This window comes from Myxococcus stipitatus DSM 14675, assembly GCF_000331735.1.
GTDB classification, from domain to species: domain Bacteria; phylum Myxococcota; class Myxococcia; order Myxococcales; family Myxococcaceae; genus Myxococcus; species Myxococcus stipitatus.
Genome location: NC_020126.1, coordinates 961,995 through 987,505 on the forward strand (window position 1 = coordinate 961,995; position 25,511 = coordinate 987,505).

Sequence of the window (25,511 nt, forward strand, 5' to 3'; positions counted from 1 at the left end):
GTTTGTTGAAAGCTCCCCTGAAATCCCTTGGGGGCTCGAGTGGAGAGGGGGACGTGTGCGCCCGTCTGGTATCTCTTTTGCTTCAACGCTGATGTGTGTCGTGTGCTGGGTGGGGTGTAGCCCCGACCCCCGCGAGTCGGAGGGACCGCCGGCCGTGGGAGTCGAGTCACCCGGGGATGGGACGTGGATGGGAGCGCCCGTCGCGGAGGGCTGTGCGCCCGATGGGGGGCCCTCGCCGGACGCGGGGCCTCCTCCCGATGGTGGGCCCGGGTCCGAGGACAGCGTCCTCGTGACGAACACCACGCGCTTCCACACGGCGGTGGGAATCGCCGAGCGCCCCGGTGACCTGTCGACGAATCCCCCTGAGATTCTGGTGTTCGACGGCGCCCGCTTCCTGGTCATCCAGGGCACGCCGTCCCCGGAGGGCCTGCGCTTCAAGGGGGTGCCCCCGGGGCCGTACTACCTGAGCGTGGGGGGGCGCTACGTCGTCACCGACGCGAGGCAGGTGGAGGTGGGCACCAACCGCCTGGGCCGGCCGGACGCGGTCTATGCCGAGGTCGGTGGCATCCAGGCCCTGAACCTCAACCTGTCGAACCTGGAGCCGTGGAGGCGAGGCACCGTCCTGGAGCTCGCCTCGGCCCAGGTGGACATGAGCGGCGACGTATACATTCCCTCGGAGGCGGTGCCCGAGGGGGCCATCTCCCTCAACTTCGACGGGGCCTCCTATTCCTCCTACACGGGGAGCCGGTTCCCCCTTTTCGAGTCGGAGTACCGGGACCGGCTGTATGTCAATCAGCTCAGCCCGTCCTCCGCGGGAGCGCTGCCGGATGGACGGCCGCTGACGTACACGGCCCTGACGCGCTCGGTGGAGGTGGGGACGTTCGACTTCCTCCCGGACGGAGTCTCTCCCCTGCCTGTCACGGCGCGGCTGCAGCCCGCGAAGGCGCGCGAGTTCCCCCTGGAGTGGCGCCTGCCCCAGTTCACCCCCTTCGCCACCCAGGCGCACCCGCGCGCCGAGCATTCCGCCAACACGTTCAGCCTCCTGCCGGCGGCCCATGGTGTGTCCGAGGGCTGGATTGGCTACTCCGGGACGCTGCTCACGCTGCGCCCGCCCGCGGCGCCCATGGCGGACGTCACGACGCGGCTGCGCTTCGGCAATCCCTTTCCGTCGAACTGGGGGGTCGTGGCCATCGCGAGCGCCAGCTATCGCGTGATGGAGCCGGTGCCGGATGGCTCGGGGCGTCTGCTCCGGCTCACCGCGTCGAACGTCGTGAACGACCGTCTGGACAACGTCATCGCGGGCCCGGTGGTTCCGCGCGTGTCTCCGCCCCGGTCCCTCACCATCGACGGGGTGCCGGCGAGCACGCCACGCGTGGTGGGGACCGCCAGCCCCGTCATCGCCTGGGCGCCGCCCACGCTCGGCACGCCCTCCGTCTATCGGGTGCGTCTGGGCCGGTATGACCGGGACGCGGGCCTGGTGCTGAACGTGCGGTTCGTGGACGTGCCCGGCTCCATCACCCAGGTGCGCCTGCCTCCCGACATGCTGCTGCCCGGGAGCATCTACTACCTGGCCGTGACGGCCCTCGACGCCCCTGGGTTCGACGTGAGGCGGCGTCCTTTCAAGACGAACGAGATGCTGCCCTATCACAGCGCCGACGCCATCAGTTCCCTGTTCACGACGCCCTGATGCCGGAGGGCCACGGCTGTGTGGCTTCATGGCCGCGCGCTCGCGCAACACCTGTCGTGTCTGGGGGCACGTTGTTTGTCTCGTGGGGTGAAGGTCCGGCGCCGCGACCGCGTCGCTGGGCTTGGATTGTGCAAAGTCTTTCGCAGTGGATTCTCAGGAACGTCTCTCTTTGAGTTGGGGGTGTCATGCATCTGTCGAGGAAGTCTTTTGTCTTGGGGGCAGCGTGTGTCTCGTGGCTGGTGGGGTGTGGCGCCGGCCCGGGGGAGTCGAATGAGTTCCAGGGTGGGGTGACGCCGGTGGTGACGGGCCCCAGCGCGCCTGGGGATGGGACGTGGATGGGGGAGGCCGTCACCGACGGCTGTGCGCCCGACGCGGGTCCTCCCTCGGACGGTGGCAGCCCGACGGACGCGGGCACGCCGAGCGACGTGGTCTTCGTCAAGCGCCTCACGCGCTTCCACACGTCGGTGGGCATCGCCGAGCGCGCCGAGGACCTGTCGGCGAGCCCGCCCGAAATCCTGGTGCATGACGGAGCCAACTTCCTGGTCATCCAGGGCTCCGCGGCGCCCGGAGGCTGGCGATTCTCGGGGGTGCCCGAGGGGACCTACTACCTGAGCTCCGGCTCGCGGTACGTCGTCACCGATGCGCGCGAGGTGGACATCGGCACCAACCACGTCGGCCGGCCGGACGTCGTCCACGTGGAGACGGGCACTGGCGGCTCGATGCCGCTCCAGCTCAACCTGCTGAACCTGGCGCCGTGGCAGGCGGGGAGCCGGCTGCACCTCAACTCCACGCAGGTGGAGTTCATGGGCGAGGTCTCCCTCTTCGAGGACGTTGCTCCGGGGTCGACCTCGCTCAACACCAGCGCGGCGGACTTCTCCTCCAGCGTCGCCATGACGCTCCCCGTGCTCGAGGGGGACAAGGGAGACCGCTTCTACGTCAACCAGGTCAGCCCGTTCCCCGCGGGGCGCACGCCGGATGGCAGGGCGCTGACGTTCTACTCCGTGGAGCGTTCGCTGGAGGTGGCGTCCCTCGACTTCGTCCCGGACGGCTTCTCGCCGCTGCCCGTCACCGGTCGGCTCATGCCGGCGAAGGTGAGGGAGTTCCCCATGGAGTGGCGCCTGCCCACCTTCGCGCAGTGGACCTCGGACGTCCACCCGAACGCCACGCCCTCTTCGGCCAACTTCTACGTCTCGCCGACGCCGTATGGCGTGGATGAGAGCTGGCTGGGTTATGCCGGAGAGCTGCTCAGCCTGCGCATCCCCGCGGGCTCCATCTTCGACTACACGGGCCGGCTGAAGTTCGGCAACCCGTACCCGGCGAGCTGGGGCGTGCTGAGCAACCTGTCCTTCGGCTACCGGGTCACCGAGACGGTGCCGGATGGCTCGGGCCGCTCCGTGACGCTGTCCGCGACCAACGGAGGCTTCGACACGCTCGACAGCGCCATCGCGGGTCCGGTGGTGCCTCGGATGTCGCCGCCTCGGGTGCTCACCATCGACGGGCTGAAGGCCAGCACGCCGCGCGAGGTGGGGACCGCCAGCCCCGTCATCGCCTGGGAGCGGCCCGTGCTGGGCACGCCCGACTCCTACCGGGTGGGGCTCTTCCGATACGACACGAACCTCGGGATGACGTTGCCCGCGGGGTACATCTACATGCCGGGCTCCGTGAACCAGGTGCGGCTGCCTCCCGACATGCTGCAGCCGGACAGCATCTACTTCATCCGGGTGACGGCCGTCTCCGCGCCCCGGTACGACGTGAAGCGCAGCCCGTTCAAGTCGGCGGACCGGATGCCGCACTACAGCGCGGACGCCCTCAGCTCCCTGTTCACCACGCCGTGAGGCGCGGCGGCTGAGCGCGGGTGTCTCCAGGCCTCGGCGTGCTTCCTGGCGCCGGGGCCTTATCGCGTGTTGGAGACGACGGGGGGCTTCGCGGGCTCCCGGGTCAGCTCCCGGTAGCGCGTCTGGCACCGCTGGAAGCGCGCGTCGACGGAGCGCGCGAACCAGGCCGTGGTGCGCTCACCCTTCAGCTTGGGGCTCTGGAGCGTCACCTGGGGGAGCTGCGCGTACGCGGGGGCCTCTCCCGTCTGGTTCGCGTAGACGCGCTTCACCGCCCGGAAGGTCTCCGTGGACTCGAAGTCCTCGCGCTTCTCCTTCTTCACGTCGCGGCGGACCTGGTTCTCGCTCAGCTCCGGCGCGTGGTGACGGCGGAAGGAGAGCAGCGCCGCCAGGGACTTGCTGTCCTCGCTCCGGGGCACGCCGTTCTTGTCATAGAGTTGCAGGTCGCCATCCAGCGTCAGCGGCACCTGGGTGAGCTGGCTCACCTGGGCCTGGAGCGCCGCGTTGCGCGAGGCGTAGAGGCCCGCGTTGTAGTCGGCGAAGCGGAAGAGGGGCTGGGGGTAGGCGGCCTCGTAGCCCATGAGGCGCGCGGTGCCGAAGCGCACGCCGCCCTCGCGCGTGTACATGGACTCGCGCACCTTCACCGGGTCCGAGTCCTCGCCTTCCTTCTCCACCGCGTAGCGGACGCTCACCTGCATGGAGCCCGCGGTGGTGACGGGGTTGAGGTCCTCCAGCCGGCGCGAGGAGAACAGGGAGCTGGCCAGGTTCATGGTGGCGAACGTCGTGGGGTACTCGGCTTCGTAGTACGCGAGCATGTCGCGGAAGAGCCGGTCCAAGTCCCGCTCGGTGCGCACGGCGCGGAGCCGGGCGTCGAAGGTGCGCTTCTGTCCGGGCGCCTTGCCCGCGAGCACCGAGGACAGCGCCTTGCGTCCCAGGGGGCCCAGCGTGTCCGCGTGGTCCTCCAGGCGCTTGCGCACCAGGCGCGACAGGTTCGGCACGGCCGGGTCCGCCTGGAAGCCGGACTCCTGTTCGATGACCGCGAGCACCGAGCACACCGTCATGGGGGAGGGGAATACCTCCTCGGCTTCCAGCGCGGTGAGCACGTCTCGCGCCCAGCCCTCACGCTCCTTCACGTGGGGCGGGATGAGCTTGGTGACCTGCTGCTGCGTGAGGCGGGGCGGAGGCGGGACGGAGGGCGTGGGCGTGCTCACGCCGCGCGGGGTGCAGGTGGTGAGCAGTCCCAGCAGGGCCCAGAGGACGCGCCCACGGCCGCGCCACCTCGGGTGGGTTCCACCTGCCGCCGGGCCTGGGCCATCCATCCGCTTTCCTTTCGAGCACGACGCGAAGTCCCACGCACGTCCTTAGGGCTCTCGACGGCTGGCCCGAAAGGCCATTCAGCGCGTGACGGGGAGCGTTATCCTACCTTGCCACAGGAGTCGGAAGGGGCGGAGGTGCTCACTTGGGCCACGCCGTCATCGCGCGCGCCACGGCCTTGACGTGGGAGCGCACCAGCTCGCGCGACGCGAGCAGCTCCAGGGCGTTGTCGGGCGTGTAGCCCAGGCAGAGCACCACGTCGTCCTCGGGCGCCGCGCGCATCTCCAGCTTCATGTAGTCGAGCATCCGCGGCACGGGCTCTCCCTCCGTGTCGCGCGTGAAGCGGCCGAAGACCGCCGCCTTCGGGTCCCTGCGAGGCGCCGTCTCCTTCAGCGCGAACAGGCGCCGCACCGCCGCGAGCACGTCCGGCTGTTCCAGCATCTGCTCCGGCCGCGCGGGCCCCGCGAGCTCCCACTCCAACAGGCGCATGCAGCCGCGCACGAACTCCACGTCGGTGATGACCAGTCCGTACAGGTACCAGTCCGCGCACGCGGCCAGCACCAGTCGCGCCTGTCCATCCGAGAGCCAGCCGAAGGAGGGGCAGGTGAAGGTCTCACACACCGACGAGCGGTAGACGCCGCAGTCGCGCAGGTCCTTGCCTCCCGTCACCTTCGGGTGGCCCAGACAGCCGACCTGCTTGCGCTCCCGGTCCAGGAAGCCCAGCAGGGGACACACGCGCACCGCGGGGAACAGGGGCGCCGCGCGCCGAGCGTCCGTCAGCTCCCGTGCCGCCGCGCTCCACGCCTCGGGCTCCTGGGGGACGCGTCGCAGCCGCTCCGTCTGCATGGAGAGCTGCTCCGTCAGCGCCCCTCGGGAGTGGTCCTTGAAGTTGTAGAGGCCGCAGCAGGCGCCGCACGAAGCGCCTCCACCGGGCTGACACAGGTGGAAGGAAACCGTCACCCCTTCATTCTACGGGGCTTCTCGCATCCTGCACTGGAAACGAGCCGATTCGCCCTCCAGGCGGGGGCCACCAGGCGCGGGGCCCCGTGCCTGGCCGTGCGCCTGGAGTGTCCTCAGAACCACTCGGGGCGCATCCGGGCGTAGGAGTCCTCGCCCGTGCGGCACAGCGAGGCGAGCAGGGGCACTCGAGGCAGCTCCGCCGCGAACCAGTACTGCGCCGCCGCGAGCTTGCCCTCGTAGAAGTCCGCGTCCCCCTGCTGGCGCGCGAGGCCCTCCTTCGCCGCCGCGGCCTGCTCCAGCCAGCGCCACGCCACCACCAACACGCTGAACAGCTCCAGGAAGTCCGCGCTGTGGCGCAGCATCAGCTCCACCTCGCCCGCCATTCCTCGCGCCCCCAGCTCCGTCACCAGCTCGCACACCTCGCCCAGCGTCCGCTCCAGCGCGTCACACCACGCGGACTCCACGCCGGCCGCGCGGGCCCGGCCCACGCCCTGGCCCACCACGTCCGCGAAGAGCGTCAGCGCCGCGCCACCGCCCGCGACCACCTTGCGACCCAGCAGGTCGAGTCCCTGGATGCCCGTGGTGCCCTCGTGGATGCTGTTGAGCTTCTGGTCTCTCAGCCACGCCTCCGGCAGGTACTCGCTGGAGTAGCCGTAGCCGCCGTGCACCTGCACCGCGAGCGCGTTGGACTCGAAGCCGCGCTCGGCGGGGAACGTCTTGGCCACGGGCGTCAGCAGGTCCGCGAGCAGCCCCGCGCGCCGACGCGCCTCCTCGTCCGGGGCGTGCGAGGCGAGGTCCGCCTGGAAGGCCGCGGCCACGAGGAGCGACAGCCCGCCTTCCACGATGGCCTTCTGGCGCAGCAGCATGCGGCGCACGTCGGCGTGCTCGATGATGGGGAGTTGGGGGCGCGTGGCGTCCTTGGCCCAGGCGGGGCGGCCCTGCGGGCGCTCGCGCGCGTAGGCCACCGCCTCATGGTAGGCGACCGACGCGGTGGCCACGCCGTTGAGGCCCACCATGATGCGCGCCTCGTTCATCATCTGGAACATGCACGCGAGGCCCCGTCCGGGCGGGCCCACCATCCACCCATGACAGTCGCCCGACTCGCCGTAGTTGAGGGCGAGGCTGGGGATGCCCTTCCAGCCAATCTTGTGGATGACGCCCGCCACGCGGACGTCGTTGTCCACCAGCGTGTCCCCCTGGGGCCGCCGCGCGGGCACCGCGAAGAGGGAGATGCCCTTGGTGCCGCTCTCCATCCCCTCGGTGCGCGCCAGGGTGAGGTGAACGATGTTCTCGGTGAAGTCCTGGTCGCCGCCGCTGATGAAGATCTTCGAGCCCTGGATGCGCCACGTCCCATCCGGCGCGGGCGTCGCGCGCGTGCGCACATCCGCGAGGCTGCTGCCCGCCTGGGGCTCGGTGAGGGCCATGGTGCCCGTCCACTCGCCCCGGTACAGCGGCTCCATGAAGGCCGCCTTGACCTCCGGCGTGCCGAAGACCTCCAGCAGGTGGGCCGCGCCCTGCGTCAGGCCGAGATAGGCATAGGCGCTCAGGTTGCCCGCCATCAGATAGGCGCTGGCCACCGCGTGGACGGTGAGCGGGAGCTGCTGGCCGCCGACCTCCGGAGGCCGGGGCGCGGTGAGCATGCCCAGCTCCACCATGCGCGGGTACAGCTCCCGCATCTTCGGATGGACGAGCACCCGGCCGTCCTTGAACGTGGGAGGTTCCAGGTCGAACGCTCGATACGTGGGGTAGAGCACCTCGCGGGCGAAGCGCCGCGCGCTGTCGAGCAGCAGGCCGAAGGTCTCGCGCGAGTGCTCGGCGAAGTCGGGCAGCGCGCAGAGGCTGGAGACGCGCACGACCTCGTCGAGCTGGAAGTCCACGTCTCGGTCCGACAGCAAGGCATTGGGGCGGGGCGCGTTCATCCCCGGCGTGTTAGCAGGCGCACTACCAGGAGGCGATAGCGGCCTCGTCGTCGACGGCTTCGTCGTCGTCCAGGTGCTCGGGGAACATCCGCGTCGAGCCGCCGCGCCAGCGCTTCCCCGGGCCCCGAGGCGACGCGTGGTGTTGGCCCAGCAAGCGCAGCAGGGCGGCGGTGCGGAGCGCGCCCTCGGCGGGTGATGCGCGGCGGAGCACACCGAGGATTCGCCACCTCCTCGGGCACGGCTCCCACGATGCCGCCGATGTTCTCCACATGACAGACCCCTGCCCCTCGGAAGTGGCCTTATGTGCTTGCACGTCTGGAGGCTGAAACTGGGGATGGACCGAGGTCCAAGCCAGTGGGTCGAAACAGCATCCGTGGAGAGGGCGACGGATGGAGCGAGCGATTGTCTGCTCGTCTGCCTCGCTTCTCGCGACCGCTCACCGCGACGTCTCGACCGTCCAGGGCCGTCGCGCCGTGCCGCTTCGTTGGACGCCGGATACTTCAACCATGCGACGCGTCTTCCTTCTGCTGTTCCTGCTCCTGGTGGCGACGGCGGTGTGGGTCCCCTCCCTGCATCTGTGGTTCCGGCCCTCGGACGTGGAGGCGCTGGTTCCAGTCCTCGCCGCTCGTCAGCGCGGGCAGGTCTCCCAGGTGGGGGGGCCCGAGCGCGCGATGCTCCGGCACCTCAACCCCGAGTGGGACTTGATGGCGCGCACCTTCTCCGCGCTCGCCTTCGCGAACCTGGCGCTGCGGGAGCCCGAGCGGAAGGCGGAGCACCTCGCCGTCGTCGACGCGCTGGTGTCTCGCACCCTCGAGGATGAGCGGCGCGGCCCGGAGTTCTTCCTGCTGCCATATGGGCACGGCAGGCCGCTCGAGGACCCGCAGGGGCGCAGCCTCTTCATCGAGGGGGAGCTGGCCTTGATGCTGGCGGCCCGGCAGTGGGTGGAGCCTCGCGAGGACTGGGCGCCGCTGCTGCGCGAGCGGGTGGACCGCATCGTGGCGCAAATCGAGCGCTCGCCCATCCTCGCGGCGGAGAGCTATCCGGACCAGGGCTGGACGTTCTGCAACACGATGGCGCTCGCCGCGGTGCGCATCTCGGATGCGTTGGACGGACGGGACCACTCCGCGCTTCGTGCGCGGTGGGTGGCGTCCGCGCGGGAGCACCTGGTGGATGCTCGCACCGGGTTGCTCGTCGCGGAGTTCACCTACCAGGGCCGCACGCTGGATGGGCCGGAGGGCTCCACGCTGTGGCTCGCCGCGCACATGCTCCAGCTGGTGGATGCGGACTTCGCTCGGGAGCAGTACGAGCGCGCTCGGCGGGAGCTCGTCGGAGAGCTGTGGGGCTTCGCCTGGGCGGGGGAGTGGCCGGAGGCGGCGCCCAAGTCCGTGGCCGACGTGGACTCGGGGCCCACGATTCCGCTGGTGAACGTGAACGCGGGCTCCAGTGGCCTGGCGTTCGTGGCGGCGGGAGCATTCGAGGACACCGCGCTGATGGAGGGGCTGCTCACCAGCTTGAACTTCGCGGCCTTCCCCGTGAGGGACGACACGGGGCTGCGCTTTGCTGCGGGCAACGCGTTGTCGGACGCGGTGCTGCTGTACTCGCTCACTCAAGGGCCGCTGTGGCGGCAGGTTCAGTTCGCGCGAAAGATGGAGGCTGCTCGATGATGCTCACCCGCGTGTTGCGTGCGCCCACGGTGTTGGGGGCGCTGGTGTTGTTCGCTGTCTTCCTGGTGCTGCATCTGCTCGGGGGGCGCCAGTACGTTGGAATCCTCTCCGGTACGATAGCGACGGACCGGATGGGGTTCTTCTTCGGTGTCGCCTATGCGCTGTCCTGGTTCGCGGCGGTGCTGTTGGCGCCCATCCTGCTGCTCGCCGGCGTGGCGGAGGCGTCGCTGCACGGGCGCAGGTCCGTGAAGCGGAGCTGAATGTCCGCGCGGGGGCGGGGCGTTCTCGTCCATCATGCGGACATGAACCGCCCCGTGCTGGGAGCCGTGTCCTTGTCCGTGCTGTGCATGCTCGTGGGGTGTGCCGCCTCCACGCCGACTGTCCGGAGGACTCCGGAGGTGGACGCGCTCTTCGCGGACTACGACAGCCCGGAGCGGCCCGGGGCCAGTGTCGTGGTGATTCACCAGGGGCAGGTGGTGCTCAGCCGCGCCTACGGGCTCGCGGACGTGGAGCACCGGACGAAGGCCACACCCGAGAGCCACTTCCGCCTCGCGTCGCTCTCCAAGCAGTTCACCGCGATGGCGGTGCAGGTGCTGGTGAAAGACGGGAAGCTGCGGCTGGAGGACCGCGTGGTGGAGGTGCTTCCTGGGTTCCCCTCGTACCTGGGAGAGGTCCGGGTCCTCCAACTGCTCCAGCACACGTCGGGCATCTGGGACTACGAGGCGTTCGTTCCGGCGACGCAGACCGAGCAGGTGAAGGACCGCGACGTGCTCCGGCTCCTGGCTCGCGCGGACCGCACGTACTTTCCGCCGGGGAGCGCGGTTCGCTACAGCAATTCGGGCTACGCGGTGCTGGCGCTCATCGTCGAGCAGGTGAGCGGGAAGTCCTACGCGGCCTTCTTGCGGGAGCGGGTGTTCTCACCCGGAGGGATGGCTTCGGCGGTGGCCCATGAAGAGGGCGTCTCCACGGTGCCGCATCGCGCCTTCGGCTATGCGAGCGGGGAGGGAGGCTTCGTGCCTCGGGACCAGAGCAACACGAGCGCGGTGCTGGGGGACGGGGGCATCTATGCGTCGGTGCTGGACCTGGCCGCGTGGGACCGGGGGTTGGATGCGCATGTGCTGGTGGATGCGACGGCGGGGGCGCGGGCGTGGGCTCCGGTGACGCTTCCGGATGGCAGCTCCGGGCGTTATGGCTTTGGCTGGTTCGTCGATGAGGACCAGGGGCGTCGGCGGCTGTCCCACCATGGCGAGACGTGTGGCTTCACCAACGCCATCGTGAAGTATCCGGAGCAGCGGCTCACGGTCATCGTGCTGACGAACCGCGCGGGTGGGACGCCGTGGTCGCTCGCGCAGCAGGTCGCGGACCTGTGGCTGGGGGTTCCAGGCACCGGGCATCCCTGGCCTTTCGAGGGCATGCCCAACGCGCGCTGACGCCGGTCCTGGGAGGGCTCAGAAGTCCACGCGTCCTCGCTCCAGCCTGGACAGGTAGTGCTCGAAGAACTCCTCCAGCGAGTCGGTCCCGAGGCGCAGGGGGCCGCCGTGGACCTCCCACTGAATCACCTGGCCGCGTTTTCCCTGGGGGCCGGGGTCCAGGTCCACGCAGTAGAGATTCCCTCCGCTGTCCTCCGCGAGCGGAACCCAGCCCGGGTGCCACCAGGTCCACTTCACTTCCTGCTGGTCCTTGGGGAGCTCGTGGGGACGGGCCTTCTTGAACGCCCCTTCCTCGACCAGGCCCCGGAGGCCCTTCCAACGGTCCAGGACCTGCTCCACGGGCAGCACGTCGTACTCGGCGATGGACATGGGGTGGAGGCCTGGCTTCGTCTTTCCACCGAACCGAAGGAGGAACGCGCGGAGGTCCAGGGGGAGCTGCATCCCGAGGCCCTTCTCCAGCGCGTTGACCTTCGCCGTCGTCGCGGGCCGAGCGTTCGCGAGGTGCTCCGCGAAGGGCGGGTGATGGGTCTCGTACCAGGTCTGGATGCGCTTCCAGATTCGGACGAGGCGCTGGTCGGTGACGTGCTCCACCGTGGGGCTCCCCGCCGCGAGCAGTGCCTTGACCACCTTCGCGTGGCCGTGCGTGCTCGCGGTGTCGATGGGGTAGTAGCCATTCGCGTGGCCGGCCTTCGGGTCCGCTCCGCCCTCGAGGAGGACCTGGACCAGCTTCGCGTCTTCGTGGTGGGCGGCGAGGTGGAGGGGCGTCCAGCCGCCGATGTTGGGTTTGTTCGGGTCCGCTCCGGCGCGGAGGAGCTCGGCCAAGACTTTCGGGGAAGGGTCGCCGAAGAGCACGTTCGGGTTGAGCGCCAGCGTCAGCACGGTGTCGCCCTCTTCGGTCGTGTTGACGTGGTTGACGTTGGCGCCTCGCTCGATGAGGCGCTTCGCGATGGGCACGCTCGTGTACTGGATGGCCTGCATCAGCGCGGTGCGTCCGCGGAGGTCGACCGCGTCGATTTCGACGCCGTGCTTGGCCAGGAACTCGAAGAGCTCGGGTTGCTGGTGGTAGTCGACGGAGAGCATCAGCGGCGTCTCCTTCCGGTCGTTGGCGACGTTCGGGTCCGCGCCCGCTTTCAGGAGGACTCGCAGAATCTCCAGGGAAGGGGCCTCGTTGTTGTCCTTGTTCAGGAGGTCAGTGAGGACGGTGTCGCCGGGCTCTTGCGTCCACCGGTGGTTGACGTTGGCGCCGCGGGCGATGAGCAGCTTCACCAGCGTGACGGCGGTGTCGCCGGTGTGGGCGGTCGCGAAGTTGAGGGCGGTCGCTGTCTGCGCGTCCTGTCCATCCACCTCCGCGCCCGCGTCCAGTAACAGTGTTGCGATATCGGGACGATTCTCGGCGGCCGCGAGGTGCAGCGGGCGATAGCCCTTCGGGCCGAGCACGTTGGCGTTGGCCCCTTCGGCGAGGAGCTTCGCGACGTTCCTCGCGTGGGGTTTCTCGATGGCGGCAATCAGCGCGGCGTCCCGCTGCGACAACTTCTTCTGGGGTGACAAGGGAGCTCCTGTTCCGCGACCCATCAGGGACTGGCGATTTCCCAGGTCAACGGTCGCTGACGGACGAAGTCGCATCGCGTACTGACTCCGCTGTGGCGAAGGACCCCGAGTCATACCGGGGTCCCTTGCATGGAGGAGCTATGCCTGATGAACAGCCGTCCCCCGGCGACGTGTGGGATTGCGCTGCTTGCTTGGCGCACGGGTAGGGGGGGCTTGCTGCTTGTTCAGCTTGGACTGCGGGCGCTTTCTGGTGCGCTTCTTCGTGGGATTCCCATTGCCAGGGCCTGACGGACCGCCTCGTGGCCCAGGCGGCCCACCCTTGGACTCTCGGCGACGTGCAGCCGGTGACGCCTCCCGCCCGGGGCGCCTCCAATCGACCAGGACGCCAAGGGCGTAGACGCCCAAGCTGAGCACACAAAGCGCAAAGGCTACCGCCAGCACCTTGGAGGGCCAATCCACATCGGAATTAGCCAACAAGCCCAGGACTCCATTCAGCACTTCCTCGAACACCAACATCAGTCGCATGTCAGACATGCGTTACCTGCTTTCCGCACCGAAGTGCATGGTGAAAACAGGGCGGCCAGCGATGTTCGGGGAATGGATTCCTAGGCCCCTCTCCAAACGGTCGCCGGTCGACCTGCGGACCTATGGCAAACCGTACTGCGGAAGCCGGACGTCGGGCAAGAGGGATAAGACGACTTGATGCTAAGTCAATACATGGCAGGAGTTGGTTTTGCACGCGTAAGAGACATGCGCGCGCACGCGTAAGAGACATGCGCGCGCACGCGTAAGAGACATGCGCGCGCACGCGTAAGAGACATGCGCGCGCACGCGTAAGAGACATGCGCGCGCACGCGTAAGAGACATGCGCGCGCACGCGTAAGAGACATGCGCGCGCACGCGTAAGAGACATGCGCGCGCACGCGTAAGAGACATGCGCGCGCACGCGTAAGAGACATGCGCGCGCGTAGACACCGCGCGCGCGCGCGGATATACTGTGGACTCCTAGGCCCCTCTCCATTCGGTCGCTGGCCGCGTGAAGAGGTTTTGCCCGGCGGGTTGTTCGCCGCCGGGCTTTTTGTTGTTCATCGTCCAGTATCTCGGCCACATTGTAGGCAGATGGTGCTTCGGGTAATGTGCTGTCGGGGATGATTCCTATAATCACGTGCCTTGAGCTTCCACGCATGGGGGACTCCTGGGTGGCCATAGGAAGGCCGTAGGTTCCCAGTGGCTACCCCTCCCCGTCCCAGGTGCCTTCTGTGTCGTGGCGGGCCATTCTCGCCTGCTTGGTGGGCATCCTGGGATGCGTGTGCCCATCCCCACAGGTCGATGAGCTCACTTGGTGGGTAGTGAAAGGTATGGCCTCCGGTCTGAGGCTCGAATGCATGGTGAAGCGGACGACAGTCTCACATCACCGCATGTCCTCCATGTGCTGGACGTGCTGTGCATTCACGTTCGGCACGCACCACCTTTGTCCCGCCACGGCCCCAGACCGTGCTGCCAAGAATCTTGGATTCGACCCCTGGCATCGAGATGCGAGGCGCGAGGCCGCGCAACAGAAGTTCCCGCCAGTTCTTCTTCGATGCATACGCCTTGTCGCCGTGAACCCTCCTGGAGCGCATCTGTCGTTGGCCCGAGGGCATCCTCATCAGTGGCATGGAGTCGACGGACGAACCTGACGCTCCTCCCACATCCCAGCCCGCGTCCACTCCTCCAGGCGGCGCCAGGCTCTCATGCCCCACAGCCCGAACTGCTTGAGGGGCAACATCTCCCGTGGGGTTCCACTCTTGAGAACGAAGGCGATGGCTTCCAATGCAGCCCCATCGTCCGCTCGTGGACGCCCCATCTTCCTCCTAGGGAGAGGAGGAGGCCGCGCCGCAAGAATGTGTCGGGGACGAGTTCACAGACCATTCTCCCGACCTGCGGATGGTCCTTACCAGCCCAGCCCCTTGTTGGGACTGTAAGCGCCTTTCGGTAGGCGCGAGTGGAATCAGGTGATGATGCCCAGCGCGAAGTGCAGCATCTCGATGTCGGTGTCTTCTCGTTTCTCCCAGCTCACCAGCATCAGTCGGACGCGGTTGAGCCAGGAGTGAGTCCTCTCGACGACTCGTCGTGGCGAAGGGCGTCGATGCCGTACTTCCTTGGGGCTCCGCTGGGAGGGGCGTCGTCCTGGCGTCAGGAGCATGAAGCCATGCTCCTGGGGCAGCTCGCCGATGGGCCTGAAGGCGTACCCCAAATCGCCGCACAGAGTCTGACGATGGCTTCGTCTCCGCAGAGGAGGTCAAGCTGGAATCGATTCACGCGCGGAACGCGCCATCGTGAAGTCGTTCGTGGTGGCTTCAGTGACCATGATCGCCCAGCCGCCCCACCCTCTCTCTGAAGCGCTCATAGGCAGAGGGCTGATGGCAAGACTCAGTGGCGGACAACGCTCCCCACTGCAGCCTGGTGCACAGCACTCCCGGCTGGTGCTCGCCACGCGGTGAGCCGTGATGCCGACATTCGTGGGGACGGTAACCGACCCGTGTTCCTTTCCGTATCCGGGGGCATCGTCACGCTCGCCTGGAGTGCGCCATGTCCAAGCTCGAATCCTCCACCCGGCGACTCTCCAGCCTCGCGAGGCTCCGACGGGCACTGAAGCGGCGGCTCGGCTGAACAACCGAAGCCAGTACCCGGGCCCCGAGGGACGCAGCAGTCGGGCGTGGGACTTCGTCGACGCGCTTCGCACACACCAGAACAACCCCGCCTATCTCAAGGAACCCTACAAGGGCTTGGGCGACGGGGAGGTCGAGCAGCTCATCAAGAATGCCTTCGCCCAGTTGGCCCATCGCAGGAGCCGGGGCGAAGGCTCTTCGGCCGCCGAACAGTCCGCCGCGCTGAGGGCCCTGGCGAAAAGCACGCAGCAGTTGCCGCCCGCCGTCGCGGACAAGCTGGCCAGGGACGCCGGGGCACAGGGCTCCGTCAACACCCGGACGGCGGTGCTCAAGCAACCCGAGGCCAGAGCGGCCATGCGCCGCACCTTCCTGGACACGGCGTCCGCGGCCTTCGACAAGAGCAAGTCCTTCATCGACGCGCAGAAGGTCGGGGACGTGCTCTCCTCCGACCCAGTGTTGCTCAAGGACTTCGCGGCCAGTGGGGGGATGACAAGGTGGCTCGTGTACTCACGAAGGCGCTGAGCCGACCACCCCTGGACCCTGCTCAGTTGAACAAGCAGGGGACCCGGCAGGATGGGGCCTTGAAGGTGCTGGGGCAACTCGCACAGCTCGAGGGGCCGCGGTACACCGACCTCAAGACGAAGGTGTTCCGCGATACGGCCTCGCTCCTCGGCGATGACCAAGCCAGTTCAGCGCGCAAGGCGCTGGTGGAGGGCCTCACCCAGCTCTTCAAGAGTGAGGCGAAGGGTCTCATCCAGCGCCTGAACACCGACCCGGTGAGGCCCGATGCTTCAGACCTGTCCCACAATGCCCTGGGCACGTCCCTGCACGCGGGGCTCTTTGATGCATCTTCGAAGAGCGAGGAGCTCAAGTCCTTCATCTCGTCAATGCTCATTCCTCGGTTTCGGAAGGAGACGCCGGGGCCCGGCACCCTGGGTGACGTCGCCGGCCCGGCGTCGCTCAACAAGGTGTCAGCGCAGATGCTTGGAGGCCTCGTGGACACTCTCTGCAGCACGGTGACCGCGTTGCTGCCGCTCGCGGCCGCTGGTGTCCCCGCGGCCGCGAAGAAGGTCACCGTGGATGCGCTCTCCCGCGCGACGAGTGAGGGCCCGAGCACGATGGAGGACGCGCTCCGCACCATCCGCGATACGACGAAAGCGGTCCCGTACCTCGACTCCCGAGGAGGTTCTCTCTCTAGGGTCCTCAGTGACTGAGCTGCTCCGTCAGCCACGTGCGCACATAAGACCAGTCGCGCGAGGCCGTGGCCTGGGACACGTCGAGCGCGTTCGCCGCCTCGGCGAGGCTCAGGCCCGTGAAGTAGCGCAGCTCCACCCAGCGGGCGAGCCTCGGCTGGAAGGACTCCAGCTCCACGAGGACCTCCTCCAGCCGCAGCACGTCCAGCTCCAGGCTCGCGGGGGACTCTTCGTCCGGTGGGTGCAGGCTCACCCGCTCGTGCCGCGTGCCGCTCCGCTGAAGCGCTCTCGCACGCGCGCGGTCCACCAGCACGCGCCGGATGGCTCGGGCCGCGGCTCGGAAGAAGGGGCCTCGGTCCTGGAGCGCCGCGCCGTCCTCGAGCAGCCGCGTCCAGGCCTCCTGCACCAACGCGGTGGGTTGGAGGGACGCGTGCGTCCCGTCGTCGTCGGGCTCGACCGCCAGCGCCATCAACCGCAGCTCCTGGTAGGTCGCCGCCATCAAGGCATCCCTGGCGCTCGCGTCCCCTTCGCGTACCCCGGCCAGCAAAATCGTCAGCTCCGCCGTGCTCATGTGCCCCCCTCGCGGCCTGACGCCCTCGAGGACGTCCTGGCCACCCTCTACATTAACGACGGTTTAGTCTGAAAATCTTGGGTCTCCGGAAAATGTCCTTCACGCGGCAACCTTCTCTCCTGGTGGTACGAAAGAGGGTGACCCGCACCTGGAGATGCCCCAGCGGGCCCTCCTGGCGAGGAAGGGGGCGGATACATGGAATTGATACATCGACATGGGAAAGGCAGCACATCGCCCATGCCCTTGGGGGTGGTGTGCCATTTCGTGTTTCGTCTTGTGTCGCGGAGCGGCGTGTCTCCGAGTGAGGGCAAGCGGGGCTGAGACGACCCATTTACATGGGCGTGTTGAAAGGCCGAGCATGGCTCATCCATGAGTCTGCTCCGCGTCTCGCGCCGGGTGTCGACAGTGTGTCGTGTTTCGAGTTCCTCCCCTGGTGCCTCCCGGCGTAGGGGATTCCCGCGAGGGGCCACGTCGCTGCTCCTGCTCTGGGCCCTCATGCTGGTCCCCTCGGCGTGGGCGAGCACGGGCTCCAGCAGCGTCGAGCTGAAGGACGGGTGGCGCTATCGCTGGGGCGACTCCCCCATGAACGCGGAGGGTGTCCCCACCTGGGCGCGTGAGGTGGACGCGGAGGGCTGGGCGCCCATGGACGCGCTTCGCGAGCCGCCGGGTCGGAACGCACAGACCTTCCTCTGGCTGAGCATCCCCGTGGCCGAGGGGACCTGGCGAGAGCCCGCGCTCTACCTGGGCACCGTGGCCAACGCCTTCGAGGTCTACTCGGGAGGTCATCGCATCTTCGTGAGCGGGAAGCTGCGGCCCTCCGGCTCCGAGTCGATGGACAGCATGGCGTGGCACCTGGTGCCGCTGCCGTCCTCGGCGGTGGGCTCGCGCGTGCTCCTGCGCATCCAGGCCAGCGGGCCGACCATCGGGGTGAGCCGAGCCGCCACCGTGGGTTCCCGGCACGAGCTGGTCTCGGAGCTGACGCGCCAGGGGCTGGCGCCCTTCGTGATGGGCGCGCTGCTGCTGGTCATCGCGGTGGTCTGCGTGGGGGCCGTGCTGGTGCGGCGCCAGGCGCGGATGCTGGTGGGATTGACGCTCTTCTCCGGAGGCTCCGGCGTGCTGCTGCTGGGCTCCAGCGGGTTGTTCGTCTCGCTGTGGGGGGCGGACCTGCTGGGCAGTCAGCTCACCCTGGTGGGGGCGTACTGCCTGCTGCCGGGCCTGGGGTGGTTCATCGCGGACAGCATCGTGGAGGACCGGCTGCGGTGGTTCCGCTGGGGCGTCGTCATCGTCTCCGTGCCCGCCGCGCTCCAGTGCGCGCTGGTGATGGTGGACCTGGGCGCGGCGAACCGGCTGCTCCAGCCCTTCACGCTCTACTCGCTGCCGTGTCTGCTCGTCTGCGTCGTCGTCGCGGCCCGCGAGGCGTGGCGAGGCAACGTCGACGCGCGCATCTTCGTCATCGGCCTCGGGGCACTGTCCCTGGTCCTCGTGCACAGCACGCTGCCGCTGCTCGGGGTGATGGAGGCGACGGGGACGTATGTCCACTGGGGCTTCCTGGCGCTGACGCTGTCGCTGGTGGGCGTCGTCGCGCGACGGTCCATCCGGGTGATGCGCTCGCTGGCCTCACACACGCGTCAGCTCGAGGCCCGGCACAAGGACGTGCGCGAGCTGGCCCAGGGCATGGGCAGCGGCGCGGGAGAGCTGGCGACGGTGGTGCAGCAGTTGCGCACGTCGAGCGAGGAGCAGACGGCGGGCATCAGCCGTCAGGCGGCGGCGCTGAAGGAGCTGGAGCAGACGGTGCAGGAGATTCGTCAGGGCTCGTTGGTGACGGCGGACAAGACGCGGCTGTTGGCCAGCTCCATCGTCGTCGCGGAGGAGGCGGGGCGCGACGGGGGCGCGGCCATCGACAAGACGCTGACGAACCTGGAGGCCATCCGCGACGAGGTGTCGGAGATGGCTCGGCGCATCCTCGCGCTGGATGCGCGCACGCGGGAGATTGCCGGCATCGTCGACACGGTGAAGGGGCTGGCGGACCAGTCCAACATCCTGGCGGTCAACGCGGCCATCGAGGCGGCGCGCAGCGGTGAGCACGGCCGAGGCTTCGCGGTGGTGTCTCGCGAGGTGCGCAGCCTGGCGGACCAGTCCATCCTGGCGACCCAGCGCATCCGCGAGGTGCTCGAAGGGGTGAGCTCCAGCATGCGCGAGGCCGCGAAGATGAGCGAGCTGGGCGAGCACCGGGTCCGGGTGAGCGTGGACGCGGTGCGCATCTCCGGCTCCCAGCTCCAGAAGCTGGCGGGCATCATCGGTGAGACGAGCACCAGCGTGCGGCAGATTTCCGCGGCCGTCGTCCAACAGGACGCGGGCACGTCCCAGATTGCCGTGGCCATCCAGGACCTCTCGGGCCAGATGCAGCAGACGCTGCGAGTCGTGGAAGAGACGCGCAAGGTGAGCCGCTCCGTGCAGACGCTCGCGGAGAGCATGTCCGGCTCGGCGCGCAAGGCGCTCGATGCGGACGTGCTGGGGGCCCGGCCGGCGAGCTGAGGGGACTGTCACGCCCCGCCCCAGGAGCGCTCACTGCTCCTGGGGGCGGAGTGGAAGGTCACTGCAGCTCGAGCATATCCACCGCCGCGCCGAGCGTCGCGCCAATGGTTTGCGCCGCGAACTCATCGTCGAGGTCGACGACGGCATCCTCGCCGTTCTCACAGTGGTAGTGAGGGTTGCGATAGTTGGCGGTGTCTCCCAGCATGATTCCCGGATAGCCAGACGCCCAGAAGGGAGCGTGGTCCGACCTGCGCAGCGCTCGCAGGAGCGGGTCTTCCATGTGAGCCGCATTGAGTTTGAAGGCCGCGGTCTCGAGTCCCAGGGTTCGGGCATGGGCCTCGAAGCGGTCGATGGCCTGATGGGAGAGCGGGTCACCGATGAGGATGATGAAGTCGCCTCGGTTCTCGTTCTGGGCGATCTTCGCCATCGGCTCGGGGAAGTAGGTGCTCAGGGCCAGCGGCAACTGCTGGCTGCCGGGCTCGCTGCTCTTGTAGCCAATCATCTCGAAGACGAAGGACGCGGCGTAGGACTCGTCGCGCTCCTTCGCCCGAGCGACATAGGCCAACGAGCCCACCGTCGAGCCACCCGGTCCCCGCTCCTCCTGGTCCCAGCAGCCGATGACCACCGTGCGCCGGTAGCGTCCCTTGGCCAGCACCCTCGCTGCTTCGAGCGCACCCGCGACCCCACTCGCGTTGTCGTCCGCGCCCGAGCAATTCAAGGTCGAGTCGTAGTGCGCGGAGAGCATCACGCGTTCCGTCGCGAGGTCCGAGCCAGGCCGCGTGCCAATCACGTTGACTCCGGTTGCATAGGTATGGCGCTCGACGGTGTACCCCAGCTCGCTCAAGCGGGTGGCGCAGAGGTCCTGCACCTCCTGCCAGTGAGGCGAGCCCGGAGGCCGAGCCCCCGTGATGCGTTCCAGGTCCTGGTGGTATCGCTCCGAGTCGACGCAGGCGATGAGCCTCTCCGCTGACGAAGCACCGCACGCGCTCGTCTCGTCACTCTTGCGACACGCACCGGCAAAGAACAGCAGCGCGACACTGCAGAGAATGATTCGCATACAGCTCAGCCATTTCTCCGGCCCACTGCGCGTGAGAGATTAGCGACGCACTGTCAGCGAGACTACTGTTGTTGATTGGCTTTTCACCGCCGCGAGCGACCGTTCGTTGGAGTGGACGAACGGTTGAGCGGGAGGGGAGGCGCCCACCCTCGAAGGCCCGGACCCGTGGGGGGCTCGAACTTCAGCCGCTCGTGCAGCTCCGGGTGGGGGTGTGCCGTGGGGGAGTTCATTCTCCTTCTCTCTCGTGGCGTTGTCACTCCGTGGCCGCATTTGCGCGATTGCCTCGCGAGTGTGGTCGAATCGCTCAAGAAACCGCGCCTCGAGAATCCTAGGGTGGCAACTGGGAGGCCCGGGTTGGAGGGAGTGGTCCGCATGCGGCGCATTCGAGTCATCGACAGTCATACTGGTGGAGAGCCCACGCGCGTGGTGACGGATGGAGGCCCGGAGCTGGGAGCGGGCGACCTGGCGAGCCTTCGCGAACGGTTCCGAACGAAGTTCGACGCGTTTCGCAAGGCCATCGTCTGTGAGCCTCGCGGCTCGGACGTCATGGTGGGCGCGCTCCTCTGTCCGCCCTCCAGCCCCGCGAGCGTCGCGGGCATCATCTTCTTCAACAACGTCGGCTACCTGGGCATGTGTGGCCACGGCACCATCGGCGTGGTGAAGACGCTGGAGTACCTGGGCCGCATCGGCCCGGGGGTCCACTCGCTCGACACGCCCGTGGGCCCCGTGAAGGCCACCCTGCACCCGGACGGGCGCGTCAGCATCGCCAACGTCCCCAGCTACCGCTACGCCCATGACGTCGCCGTCAACGTGCCGGGCCATGGCGAGGTCCGTGGTGATATCGCCTGGGGTGGCAACTGGTTCTTCCTCTCCCGCGCCACGCAGCTTCCCCTGGAGTCGAAGCACATCCCCGCGCTGCTCACGTACACGTCCGCCATCAAGCAGGCGCTCGTGGACCAGGGCATCACCGGGGAGGGCGGCGCCGAGATTGACCACGTGGAGCTGTACTCGAAGTCGCCGAACCCGGGCGTGAATGCTCGCAACTTCGTGCTCTGTCCGGGGCTGGCCTATGACCGCTCGCCCTGCGGGACGGGGACGAGCGCCAAGGTGGCGTGCCTCGCGGCCGACCAGGTGCTCGCGGAGGGCGAGACCTGGGTGCAGGAGAGCATCATCGGCAGCCGCTTCGAGGCTCGGTATGTCCGGGAGGGCGACCGCATCCGGCCGACGATCACGGGCACGGCTTCGGTGAATGCCGAGGCCACGTTGCTGGTGGACTCGACGGACCCGTTCGCGTGGGGAATCGGATGAGCGCGTTCGACTGCGTCATCGTGGGCGGTGGAATCGTGGGTGCGGCGCTGGCGGATGCGCTCAGCGCCGGCGGCCTGTCCGTGGCGCTGGTCGAAGCCCGCTCCATCGGCACGGGGACCACCGCGTGCGGCATGGGGCATCTGGTCGCGATGGATGACAACGCGGCGGAGCTCGCGCTCACGTCGTGGTCCGTCTCCCTGTGGCGCGAGCTGCGGGACGGACTGCCGCGCACCGTGGAGTACGACGCGTGCGGAACGCTCTGGCTGGCCGCGGATGATGAGGAGATGGCCGCCGTCCACACGAAGGTGGCCAACTACCGCGCCGCGGGGATTCGCGCGGAGGTGCTCGACAGCCGTGCGCTCTATGAGGCGGAGCCTTCGCTGGCGCCGGGGCTCGTCGGGGCGCTGCGGGTTCCGGACGATGCCGTGTTGTACCCGCCCGTCGCCGCGCGGACTTTCGCGCTCCGGGCCCAGGCGCGAGGGGCACAGCTGATGACCGGGTGTCCGGTGCGCGAGCTGCGCCCCGGGGGCGTGGTGCTCGCGAACGGGGAGGTCCTCGCGGCGCGCCAGGTGGTGCTCGCGGCGGGCGTGGCCAGTCCTTCGCTGTGCCCGGAGCTTCCGATTTCGCCTCGGAAGGGGCACCTGCTCATCACGGGCCGAGGCTCTCCCGTGGTGCATCACCAGTTGGTGGAGCTGGGCTACCTCAAGAGCGCGCATGGAACGGAAGGGGCGTCTGTCGCGTTCAACGCACAGCCGCGTGTGACGGGACAGCTCCTGCTGGGGTCATCGCGTCAGCCAGGGGAGGGGAGTCGCGAGGTGGATGCGGCCATCCTGGAGCGCATGCTGAAGCGCGCGGCGGTGTTCCTGCCGGGGCTCAATGGCTTGCAGGCCCTGCGGGTGTGGACGGGTTTGCGTCCCGCGTCGCCGGATGGATTGCCATTGCTCGGGCCGCATCCGGAGAAGCCGTGGCTCTGGCTGGCGTGTGGCCATGAGGGGCTCGGCATCACCACGGCGACGGGCAGCGCGCGATTGGTCGCGGACCAGATGCTCGGGCGGATGAGCGCCATCGACCCGAGTCCCTATTCCCCCTCGCGCTTCCTGGCGGCGACTTCCCGTGGGGTGGCGCATGCGTGAGGCTTTGTCCAAGAAGGTCCCGGTCACGCTGCGCATCAACGGGCATGCCGTCACGGTTCCGGCTGGAACCTCCGTCGCCGCCGCGCTTGCGATGACGGGCCGGTTCATCAGCCGCGCGGACTTGAGCGGGCGGCCTCGGGGACCGATGTGCGGCATGGGCGTCTGCTTCGAGTGCCGCGCCACCATCGACGGCGTCGCCGAGACGCTGACGTGCCTCGTGCCCTGCCGGGACGACCTCGAGGTGGTGACGGATGGATAGGGTTCATGGCTTCGCCGCCATGGGTGCGCTGGTCGCCACCGGCTTCGCGGTGCAGGCGGCTGGTCGGCACGTGCGTGTCGCGGAGATTCGATGCCTCATGCGTGAGACATGCGAGCGGGTGGTCATCGGTGCGGGGCCCGGCGGCCTGACCGCCGCGAGTGTCGCGGTCGAGGCGGAGCTCGAGGTGAATGCGATTCATCCGCGCGTGAGCTTCGAGGAAGTGCAGGTGGCGCATGCGTGAGACTTGCGACCTGGTGGTCATCGGCGCGGGCCCTGGTGGCCTGGCCGCCGCGAGCGTCGCGGCCGAGGCGGGGCTCAAGGTGCTCGTGCTGGACGCTCAGCCCGAGCCGGGTGGACAGGTCTGGCGTGGTGAAGCACGCCAGGGCTCCAACCGCCTCGCGCGTCGCTGGCTCAATCGCTTCGCCGCGTCGGGTGCTCGCTTCCGTCCGGGCGCTCGGGTCATCGCGGCTCCCGAGCCCGGCGTGCTCCTGGTCGAAGAGGGCGCGTCTTCGTTCGCCGTGCGCTACGGCCGCGCGGTCCTCGCCACGGGTGCTCGCGAGCGCTTCCTCCCGTTCCCGGGCTGGACGCTCCCCGGTGTCATGGGCGTCAGCGGGCTCCAGGTCCTCGTGAAGGACGGCTTCCCCATCGAGGGCAAGCGCGTGGTGCTCGCGGGCACGGGGCCCTTGCTCCTCGCCGCCGCCGCCACGATTCACGCCCACGGCGGCGATGTCCTCTTCATCGCCGAGCAAGCCTCCGCCGCGAACCACTGGGCCTTCGCCCTCCAGCTCTGGCGCCACCCCTCGAAGCTGCTCCAGGGCGCCGCGCTCACCGCGAAGCTGGTCACCGTCCCCAACTCCACCGAGGCCTGGGTCCTCGCGGCCGAGGGCTCGGACCGCGTGGAGTCCGTCCGCCTGTCCGTGCGCGGCCGTGAAGAACACCTGCGCTGCGACTACCTCGGCGCGGCCTATGGCCTCGTGCCGAACCTGGAGCTGCCACGCCTCCTCGGCTGCGAGGTGTCCGACGGCGCCGTGGTCGTGAACGAGCGACTGGAGACGCGTGTCCCCGGAGTGCACGCCGTGGGCGAACTTCTCGGCATCGGCGGCGTCGACCAGGCGCTCGTGACGGGAGAGCTGGCCGGGCTCGTCGCCGCGCAGCGCCCCGTTCCCTCCGCGCTGGAGCGCTCGCTCCAGGGCATCCGGACCTTCGCCACACACCTGGCCCGGCATGACGCGCCCCGCGAGGAGCTGCGGCGGCTGGCCACTCCCGACACGCTGCTGTGCCGCTGTGAAGACGTGCCGCTGTCCGCGCTGGAGGGCTGCACCAACCTTCGCGAAGCGCGGCTCTACGCGCGCCTGGGCATGGGCGCCTGCCAGGGCCGCACCTGTGGCGCCGCGGCGCAGACCCTCTTCGGTTGGTCGGGTGAGGACGTGCGCCCGCCCTGCCTTCCCGCTCGCATCGGCAGCCTTCGACTTCCCCCGGACGTTTCCTCTTCTACCCCCACGAGAGAATCATGAGCATCTGGACCGGTGTCCTCCCCGCCATCACCACTCCCTTCAATGCGGACCTGTCCATCGACCACGGCGCGGTGCGCTCGCACGTGCGCTGGCTGGTGTCGCAGGGCTGCACGGGCATCATCCCCTGTGGCTCGCTGGGCGAGGGCGCCACGCTGACCTCGGCCGAGAAGGCCGACCTGATGCGCACCTGCGTGGAGGCGGTGAAGGCCCCCGTCGTCCCGGGCATCGCCGCGCTCTCCACCGACGAGGCCGTCCGCCTGGCCCGCGCCGCCGCCGATGCGGGCTGCGCCGGACTGATGGTCCTTCCCCCGTATGTCTATTCCAGCGACTGGCGCGAGATGAAGGCGCACGTGTCCGCGGTGCTCCGCGCCACCAAGCTGCCGTGCCTGCTCTACAACAACCCCGTCGCGTACAAGACGGACTTCACCCCCGCGCAGCTCGCGGAGCTGGCCGCCGAGCACGACAACGCCGTCGCCGTGAAGGAGTCCTCCACCGACGCCCGCCGCGTCACCGGCATCCGCGCGCTGCTCGGAGACCGTCTCACCCTGGGCGTGGGCGTGGACGACTGTCTCGTCGAGGGCGTCGAGGCGGGCGCCCGCTTCTGGGTCGCCGGGCTCGTGAATGCCTTCCCCGCCGAGTCGGTGCGCCTGCTCGAGCTGTCCCTCGCCGGGAAGAAGAAGGAGGCCTTCGAGCTGTACCGCTGGTTCCTCCCGCTGCTGCGGCTGGACACCGTCCCCAAGTTCGTCCAGCTCATCAAGCTGGTGCAGCAGGAGGTCGGCTGGGGTCATGAGCGCGTGCGCGGTCCTCGCATGGAGCTGGTGGGCGCCGAGCGCGAGGAGTGCCTGCGCGTGCTGCGCGAGGCCCTGACGAACCGGCCCTCGCTGTAGCCCCGGGAACGTCGTACGAAGCACGTCACGCATCGAAGTGAGGAGCGAG

The 25,511-nt window shown here is 68.9% G+C and carries 22 protein-coding genes and 1 pseudogene; 14 read left to right on the plus strand and 9 right to left on the minus strand.

Translation table 11 applies throughout. From position 1 onward, the window contains the following. Positions 1-187: 187 nt before the first annotated feature. Both MYSTI_RS03855 and MYSTI_RS03860 read left to right on the plus strand, forming a co-directional pair. Positions 188-1,687: a hypothetical protein gene (locus MYSTI_RS03855; RefSeq protein WP_233278161.1), complete on the plus strand. Its 1,500-nt coding sequence runs from the start codon at positions 188-190 to the stop codon at positions 1,685-1,687. A 185-nt stretch (positions 1,688-1,872) separates the two neighbouring features. After that, positions 1,873-3,522, plus strand: coding sequence for a hypothetical protein (locus MYSTI_RS03860; RefSeq protein ID WP_015346389.1), 1,650 nt, complete (start codon positions 1,873-1,875; stop codon positions 3,520-3,522). Positions 3,523-3,581: 59 nt separating this feature from the next. Here the strand turns inward: MYSTI_RS03860 and MYSTI_RS03865 are convergent, their stop codons facing one another. The 4 genes from MYSTI_RS03865 to MYSTI_RS03880 all read right to left on the minus strand — a co-directional run bounded on the left by MYSTI_RS03865 (position 3,582) and on the right by MYSTI_RS03880 (position 7,923). Next, complete coding sequence (locus tag MYSTI_RS03865) at positions 3,582-4,838, minus strand: DUF1615 family protein (RefSeq protein WP_015346390.1); 1,257 nt, start codon at positions 4,836-4,838, stop codon at positions 3,582-3,584. A 136-nt stretch (positions 4,839-4,974) separates the two neighbouring features. Continuing rightward, positions 4,975-5,793 carry a hypothetical protein gene (locus MYSTI_RS03870; RefSeq protein WP_044278715.1) on the minus strand — a complete coding sequence of 273 codons (819 nt, stop codon included), beginning with the start codon at positions 5,791-5,793 and terminating at the stop codon, positions 4,975-4,977. 113 nt (positions 5,794-5,906) lie between these two features. Next, positions 5,907-7,712: an acyl-CoA dehydrogenase gene (locus MYSTI_RS03875; protein WP_015346392.1), complete on the minus strand. Its 1,806-nt coding sequence runs from the start codon at positions 7,710-7,712 to the stop codon at positions 5,907-5,909. Between the two features lie 22 nt (positions 7,713-7,734). Continuing rightward, a complete protein-coding gene (locus MYSTI_RS03880) occupies positions 7,735-7,923 on the minus strand; it encodes a hypothetical protein (protein WP_044278716.1) in 189 nt (62 codons plus the stop codon). Between the two features lie 295 nt (positions 7,924-8,218). On the opposite strand from MYSTI_RS03880, the gene MYSTI_RS03885 reads away from it, so the two are divergent. The 3 genes from MYSTI_RS03885 to MYSTI_RS03895 are packed head-to-tail and all read left to right on the plus strand — an operon-like array spanning position 8,219 to position 10,806. Further along, positions 8,219-9,376, plus strand: a complete 1,158-nt coding sequence (locus MYSTI_RS03885) for a linalool dehydratase/isomerase domain-containing protein (protein WP_015346393.1) — start codon at positions 8,219-8,221, stop codon at positions 9,374-9,376. Further along, positions 9,373-9,636 carry a hypothetical protein gene (locus tag MYSTI_RS03890; protein ID WP_015346394.1) on the plus strand — a complete coding sequence of 88 codons (264 nt, stop codon included), beginning with the start codon at positions 9,373-9,375 and terminating at the stop codon, positions 9,634-9,636. The genes MYSTI_RS03885 and MYSTI_RS03890 overlap by 4 nt, the downstream gene beginning before the upstream one ends. Before the next feature lie 42 nt (positions 9,637-9,678). Beyond that, a complete protein-coding gene (locus MYSTI_RS03895) occupies positions 9,679-10,806 on the plus strand; it encodes a serine hydrolase domain-containing protein (RefSeq protein ID WP_015346395.1) in 1,128 nt (375 codons plus the stop codon). Between the two features lie 18 nt (positions 10,807-10,824). On the opposite strand, the gene MYSTI_RS03900 is transcribed toward MYSTI_RS03895, so the two are convergent. The 3 genes and pseudogenes from MYSTI_RS03900 to MYSTI_RS42850 all read right to left on the minus strand — a co-directional run. Continuing rightward, entirely contained in the window at positions 10,825-12,354 is a 1,530-nt protein-coding gene (locus MYSTI_RS03900; RefSeq protein WP_044278717.1) for an ankyrin repeat domain-containing protein, read from the minus strand. Between the two features lie 1,648 nt (positions 12,355-14,002). Beyond that, positions 14,003-14,239: a transposase gene (locus tag MYSTI_RS45615; protein ID WP_420811535.1), complete on the minus strand. Its 237-nt coding sequence runs from the start codon at positions 14,237-14,239 to the stop codon at positions 14,003-14,005. Between the two features lie 105 nt (positions 14,240-14,344). After that, positions 14,345-14,467: pseudogene (locus MYSTI_RS42850) on the minus strand (IS5/IS1182 family transposase); the annotation flags it as partial. A gap of 451 nt (positions 14,468-14,918) precedes the next feature. On the opposite strand from MYSTI_RS42850, the gene MYSTI_RS40430 reads away from it, so the two are divergent. Both MYSTI_RS40430 and MYSTI_RS40435 read left to right on the plus strand, forming a co-directional pair. Then, positions 14,919-15,527: a hypothetical protein gene (locus MYSTI_RS40430; protein WP_144369979.1), complete on the plus strand. Its 609-nt coding sequence runs from the start codon at positions 14,919-14,921 to the stop codon at positions 15,525-15,527. After that, a complete protein-coding gene (locus MYSTI_RS40435; protein WP_144369980.1) occupies positions 15,500-16,219 on the plus strand; it encodes a hypothetical protein in 720 nt (239 codons plus the stop codon). The genes MYSTI_RS40430 and MYSTI_RS40435 overlap by 28 nt, the downstream gene beginning before the upstream one ends. Here the strand turns inward: MYSTI_RS40435 and MYSTI_RS03920 are convergent. After that, entirely contained in the window at positions 16,209-16,769 is a 561-nt protein-coding gene (locus MYSTI_RS03920) for an ECF-type sigma factor (RefSeq protein ID WP_015346399.1), read from the minus strand. The two genes, MYSTI_RS40435 and MYSTI_RS03920, sit on opposite strands and share 11 nt — an antisense overlap. A 495-nt stretch (positions 16,770-17,264) precedes the next feature. Between MYSTI_RS03920 and MYSTI_RS03925 the strand changes: the two genes are divergently transcribed. Further along, the gene (locus MYSTI_RS03925; protein WP_015346400.1) at positions 17,265-19,304 is read left to right on the plus strand and encodes a methyl-accepting chemotaxis protein; all 2,040 of its coding nucleotides are present in this window, start codon (positions 17,265-17,267) and stop codon (positions 19,302-19,304) included. 58 nt (positions 19,305-19,362) lie between these two features. Here MYSTI_RS03925 and MYSTI_RS03930 read toward each other — a convergent pair whose 3' ends face one another. Continuing rightward, the gene (locus tag MYSTI_RS03930; protein WP_015346401.1) at positions 19,363-20,361 is read right to left on the minus strand and encodes a M28 family peptidase; all 999 of its coding nucleotides are present in this window, start codon (positions 20,359-20,361) and stop codon (positions 19,363-19,365) included. A gap of 372 nt (positions 20,362-20,733) precedes the next feature. On the opposite strand from MYSTI_RS03930, the gene MYSTI_RS03935 reads away from it, so the two are divergent. The 6 genes from MYSTI_RS03935 to MYSTI_RS03960 are packed head-to-tail and all read left to right on the plus strand — an operon-like array spanning position 20,734 to position 25,462. Then, entirely contained in the window at positions 20,734-21,669 is a 936-nt protein-coding gene (locus MYSTI_RS03935) for a proline racemase family protein (protein ID WP_015346402.1), read from the plus strand. Next, positions 21,666-22,802 (plus strand): NAD(P)/FAD-dependent oxidoreductase, encoded by a 1,137-nt coding sequence (locus tag MYSTI_RS03940; RefSeq protein ID WP_015346403.1) that lies wholly within the window; start codon positions 21,666-21,668, stop codon positions 22,800-22,802. Before MYSTI_RS03935 ends, MYSTI_RS03940 begins: the two co-directional genes overlap by 4 nt. Then, positions 22,795-23,061, plus strand: a complete 267-nt coding sequence (locus MYSTI_RS03945) for a (2Fe-2S)-binding protein (RefSeq protein ID WP_015346404.1) — start codon at positions 22,795-22,797, stop codon at positions 23,059-23,061. The genes MYSTI_RS03940 and MYSTI_RS03945 overlap by 8 nt, the downstream gene beginning before the upstream one ends. Next, entirely contained in the window at positions 23,054-23,302 is a 249-nt protein-coding gene (locus tag MYSTI_RS03950; RefSeq protein WP_144369982.1) for a hypothetical protein, read from the plus strand. The genes MYSTI_RS03945 and MYSTI_RS03950 overlap by 8 nt, the downstream gene beginning before the upstream one ends. Next, positions 23,295-24,575, plus strand: a complete 1,281-nt coding sequence (locus MYSTI_RS03955) for an NAD(P)/FAD-dependent oxidoreductase (RefSeq protein ID WP_015346406.1) — start codon at positions 23,295-23,297, stop codon at positions 24,573-24,575. Before MYSTI_RS03950 ends, MYSTI_RS03955 begins: the two co-directional genes overlap by 8 nt. Further along, the gene (locus MYSTI_RS03960; RefSeq protein ID WP_015346407.1) at positions 24,572-25,462 is read left to right on the plus strand and encodes a dihydrodipicolinate synthase family protein; all 891 of its coding nucleotides are present in this window, start codon (positions 24,572-24,574) and stop codon (positions 25,460-25,462) included. The genes MYSTI_RS03955 and MYSTI_RS03960 overlap by 4 nt, the downstream gene beginning before the upstream one ends. The last annotated feature ends 49 nt before the right edge of the window (positions 25,463-25,511 follow it).

Bases quoted from the DNA above. Each gene is read 5' to 3' on its own strand.
- MYSTI_RS03855 (WP_233278161.1), top strand. From the start codon at position 188: ATGGGAGCGCCCGTCGCGGAGGGCTGTGCGCCCGATGGGGGGCCCTCG.
- MYSTI_RS03860 (WP_015346389.1), top strand. From the start codon at position 1,873: ATGCATCTGTCGAGGAAGTCTTTTGTCTTGGGGGCAGCGTGTGTCTCG.
- MYSTI_RS03865 (WP_015346390.1), bottom strand. From the start codon at position 4,838: ATGGATGGCCCAGGCCCGGCGGCAGGTGGAACCCACCCGAGGTGGCGC.
- MYSTI_RS03875 (WP_015346392.1), bottom strand. From the start codon at position 7,712: ATGAACGCGCCCCGCCCCAATGCCTTGCTGTCGGACCGAGACGTGGAC.
- MYSTI_RS03885 (WP_015346393.1), top strand. From the start codon at position 8,219: ATGCGACGCGTCTTCCTTCTGCTGTTCCTGCTCCTGGTGGCGACGGCG.
- MYSTI_RS03890 (WP_015346394.1), top strand. From the start codon at position 9,373: ATGATGCTCACCCGCGTGTTGCGTGCGCCCACGGTGTTGGGGGCGCTG.
- MYSTI_RS03895 (WP_015346395.1), top strand. From the start codon at position 9,679: ATGAACCGCCCCGTGCTGGGAGCCGTGTCCTTGTCCGTGCTGTGCATG.
- MYSTI_RS03920 (WP_015346399.1), bottom strand. From the start codon at position 16,769: ATGAGCACGGCGGAGCTGACGATTTTGCTGGCCGGGGTACGCGAAGGG.
- MYSTI_RS03925 (WP_015346400.1), top strand. From the start codon at position 17,265: ATGCTGGTCCCCTCGGCGTGGGCGAGCACGGGCTCCAGCAGCGTCGAG.
- MYSTI_RS03930 (WP_015346401.1), bottom strand. From the start codon at position 20,361: ATGCGAATCATTCTCTGCAGTGTCGCGCTGCTGTTCTTTGCCGGTGCG.
- MYSTI_RS03935 (WP_015346402.1), top strand. From the start codon at position 20,734: ATGCGGCGCATTCGAGTCATCGACAGTCATACTGGTGGAGAGCCCACG.
- MYSTI_RS03940 (WP_015346403.1), top strand. From the start codon at position 21,666: ATGAGCGCGTTCGACTGCGTCATCGTGGGCGGTGGAATCGTGGGTGCG.
- MYSTI_RS03945 (WP_015346404.1), top strand. From the start codon at position 22,795: ATGCGTGAGGCTTTGTCCAAGAAGGTCCCGGTCACGCTGCGCATCAAC.
- MYSTI_RS03950 (WP_144369982.1), top strand. From the start codon at position 23,054: ATGGATAGGGTTCATGGCTTCGCCGCCATGGGTGCGCTGGTCGCCACC.
- MYSTI_RS03955 (WP_015346406.1), top strand. From the start codon at position 23,295: ATGCGTGAGACTTGCGACCTGGTGGTCATCGGCGCGGGCCCTGGTGGC.
- MYSTI_RS03960 (WP_015346407.1), top strand. From the start codon at position 24,572: ATGAGCATCTGGACCGGTGTCCTCCCCGCCATCACCACTCCCTTCAAT.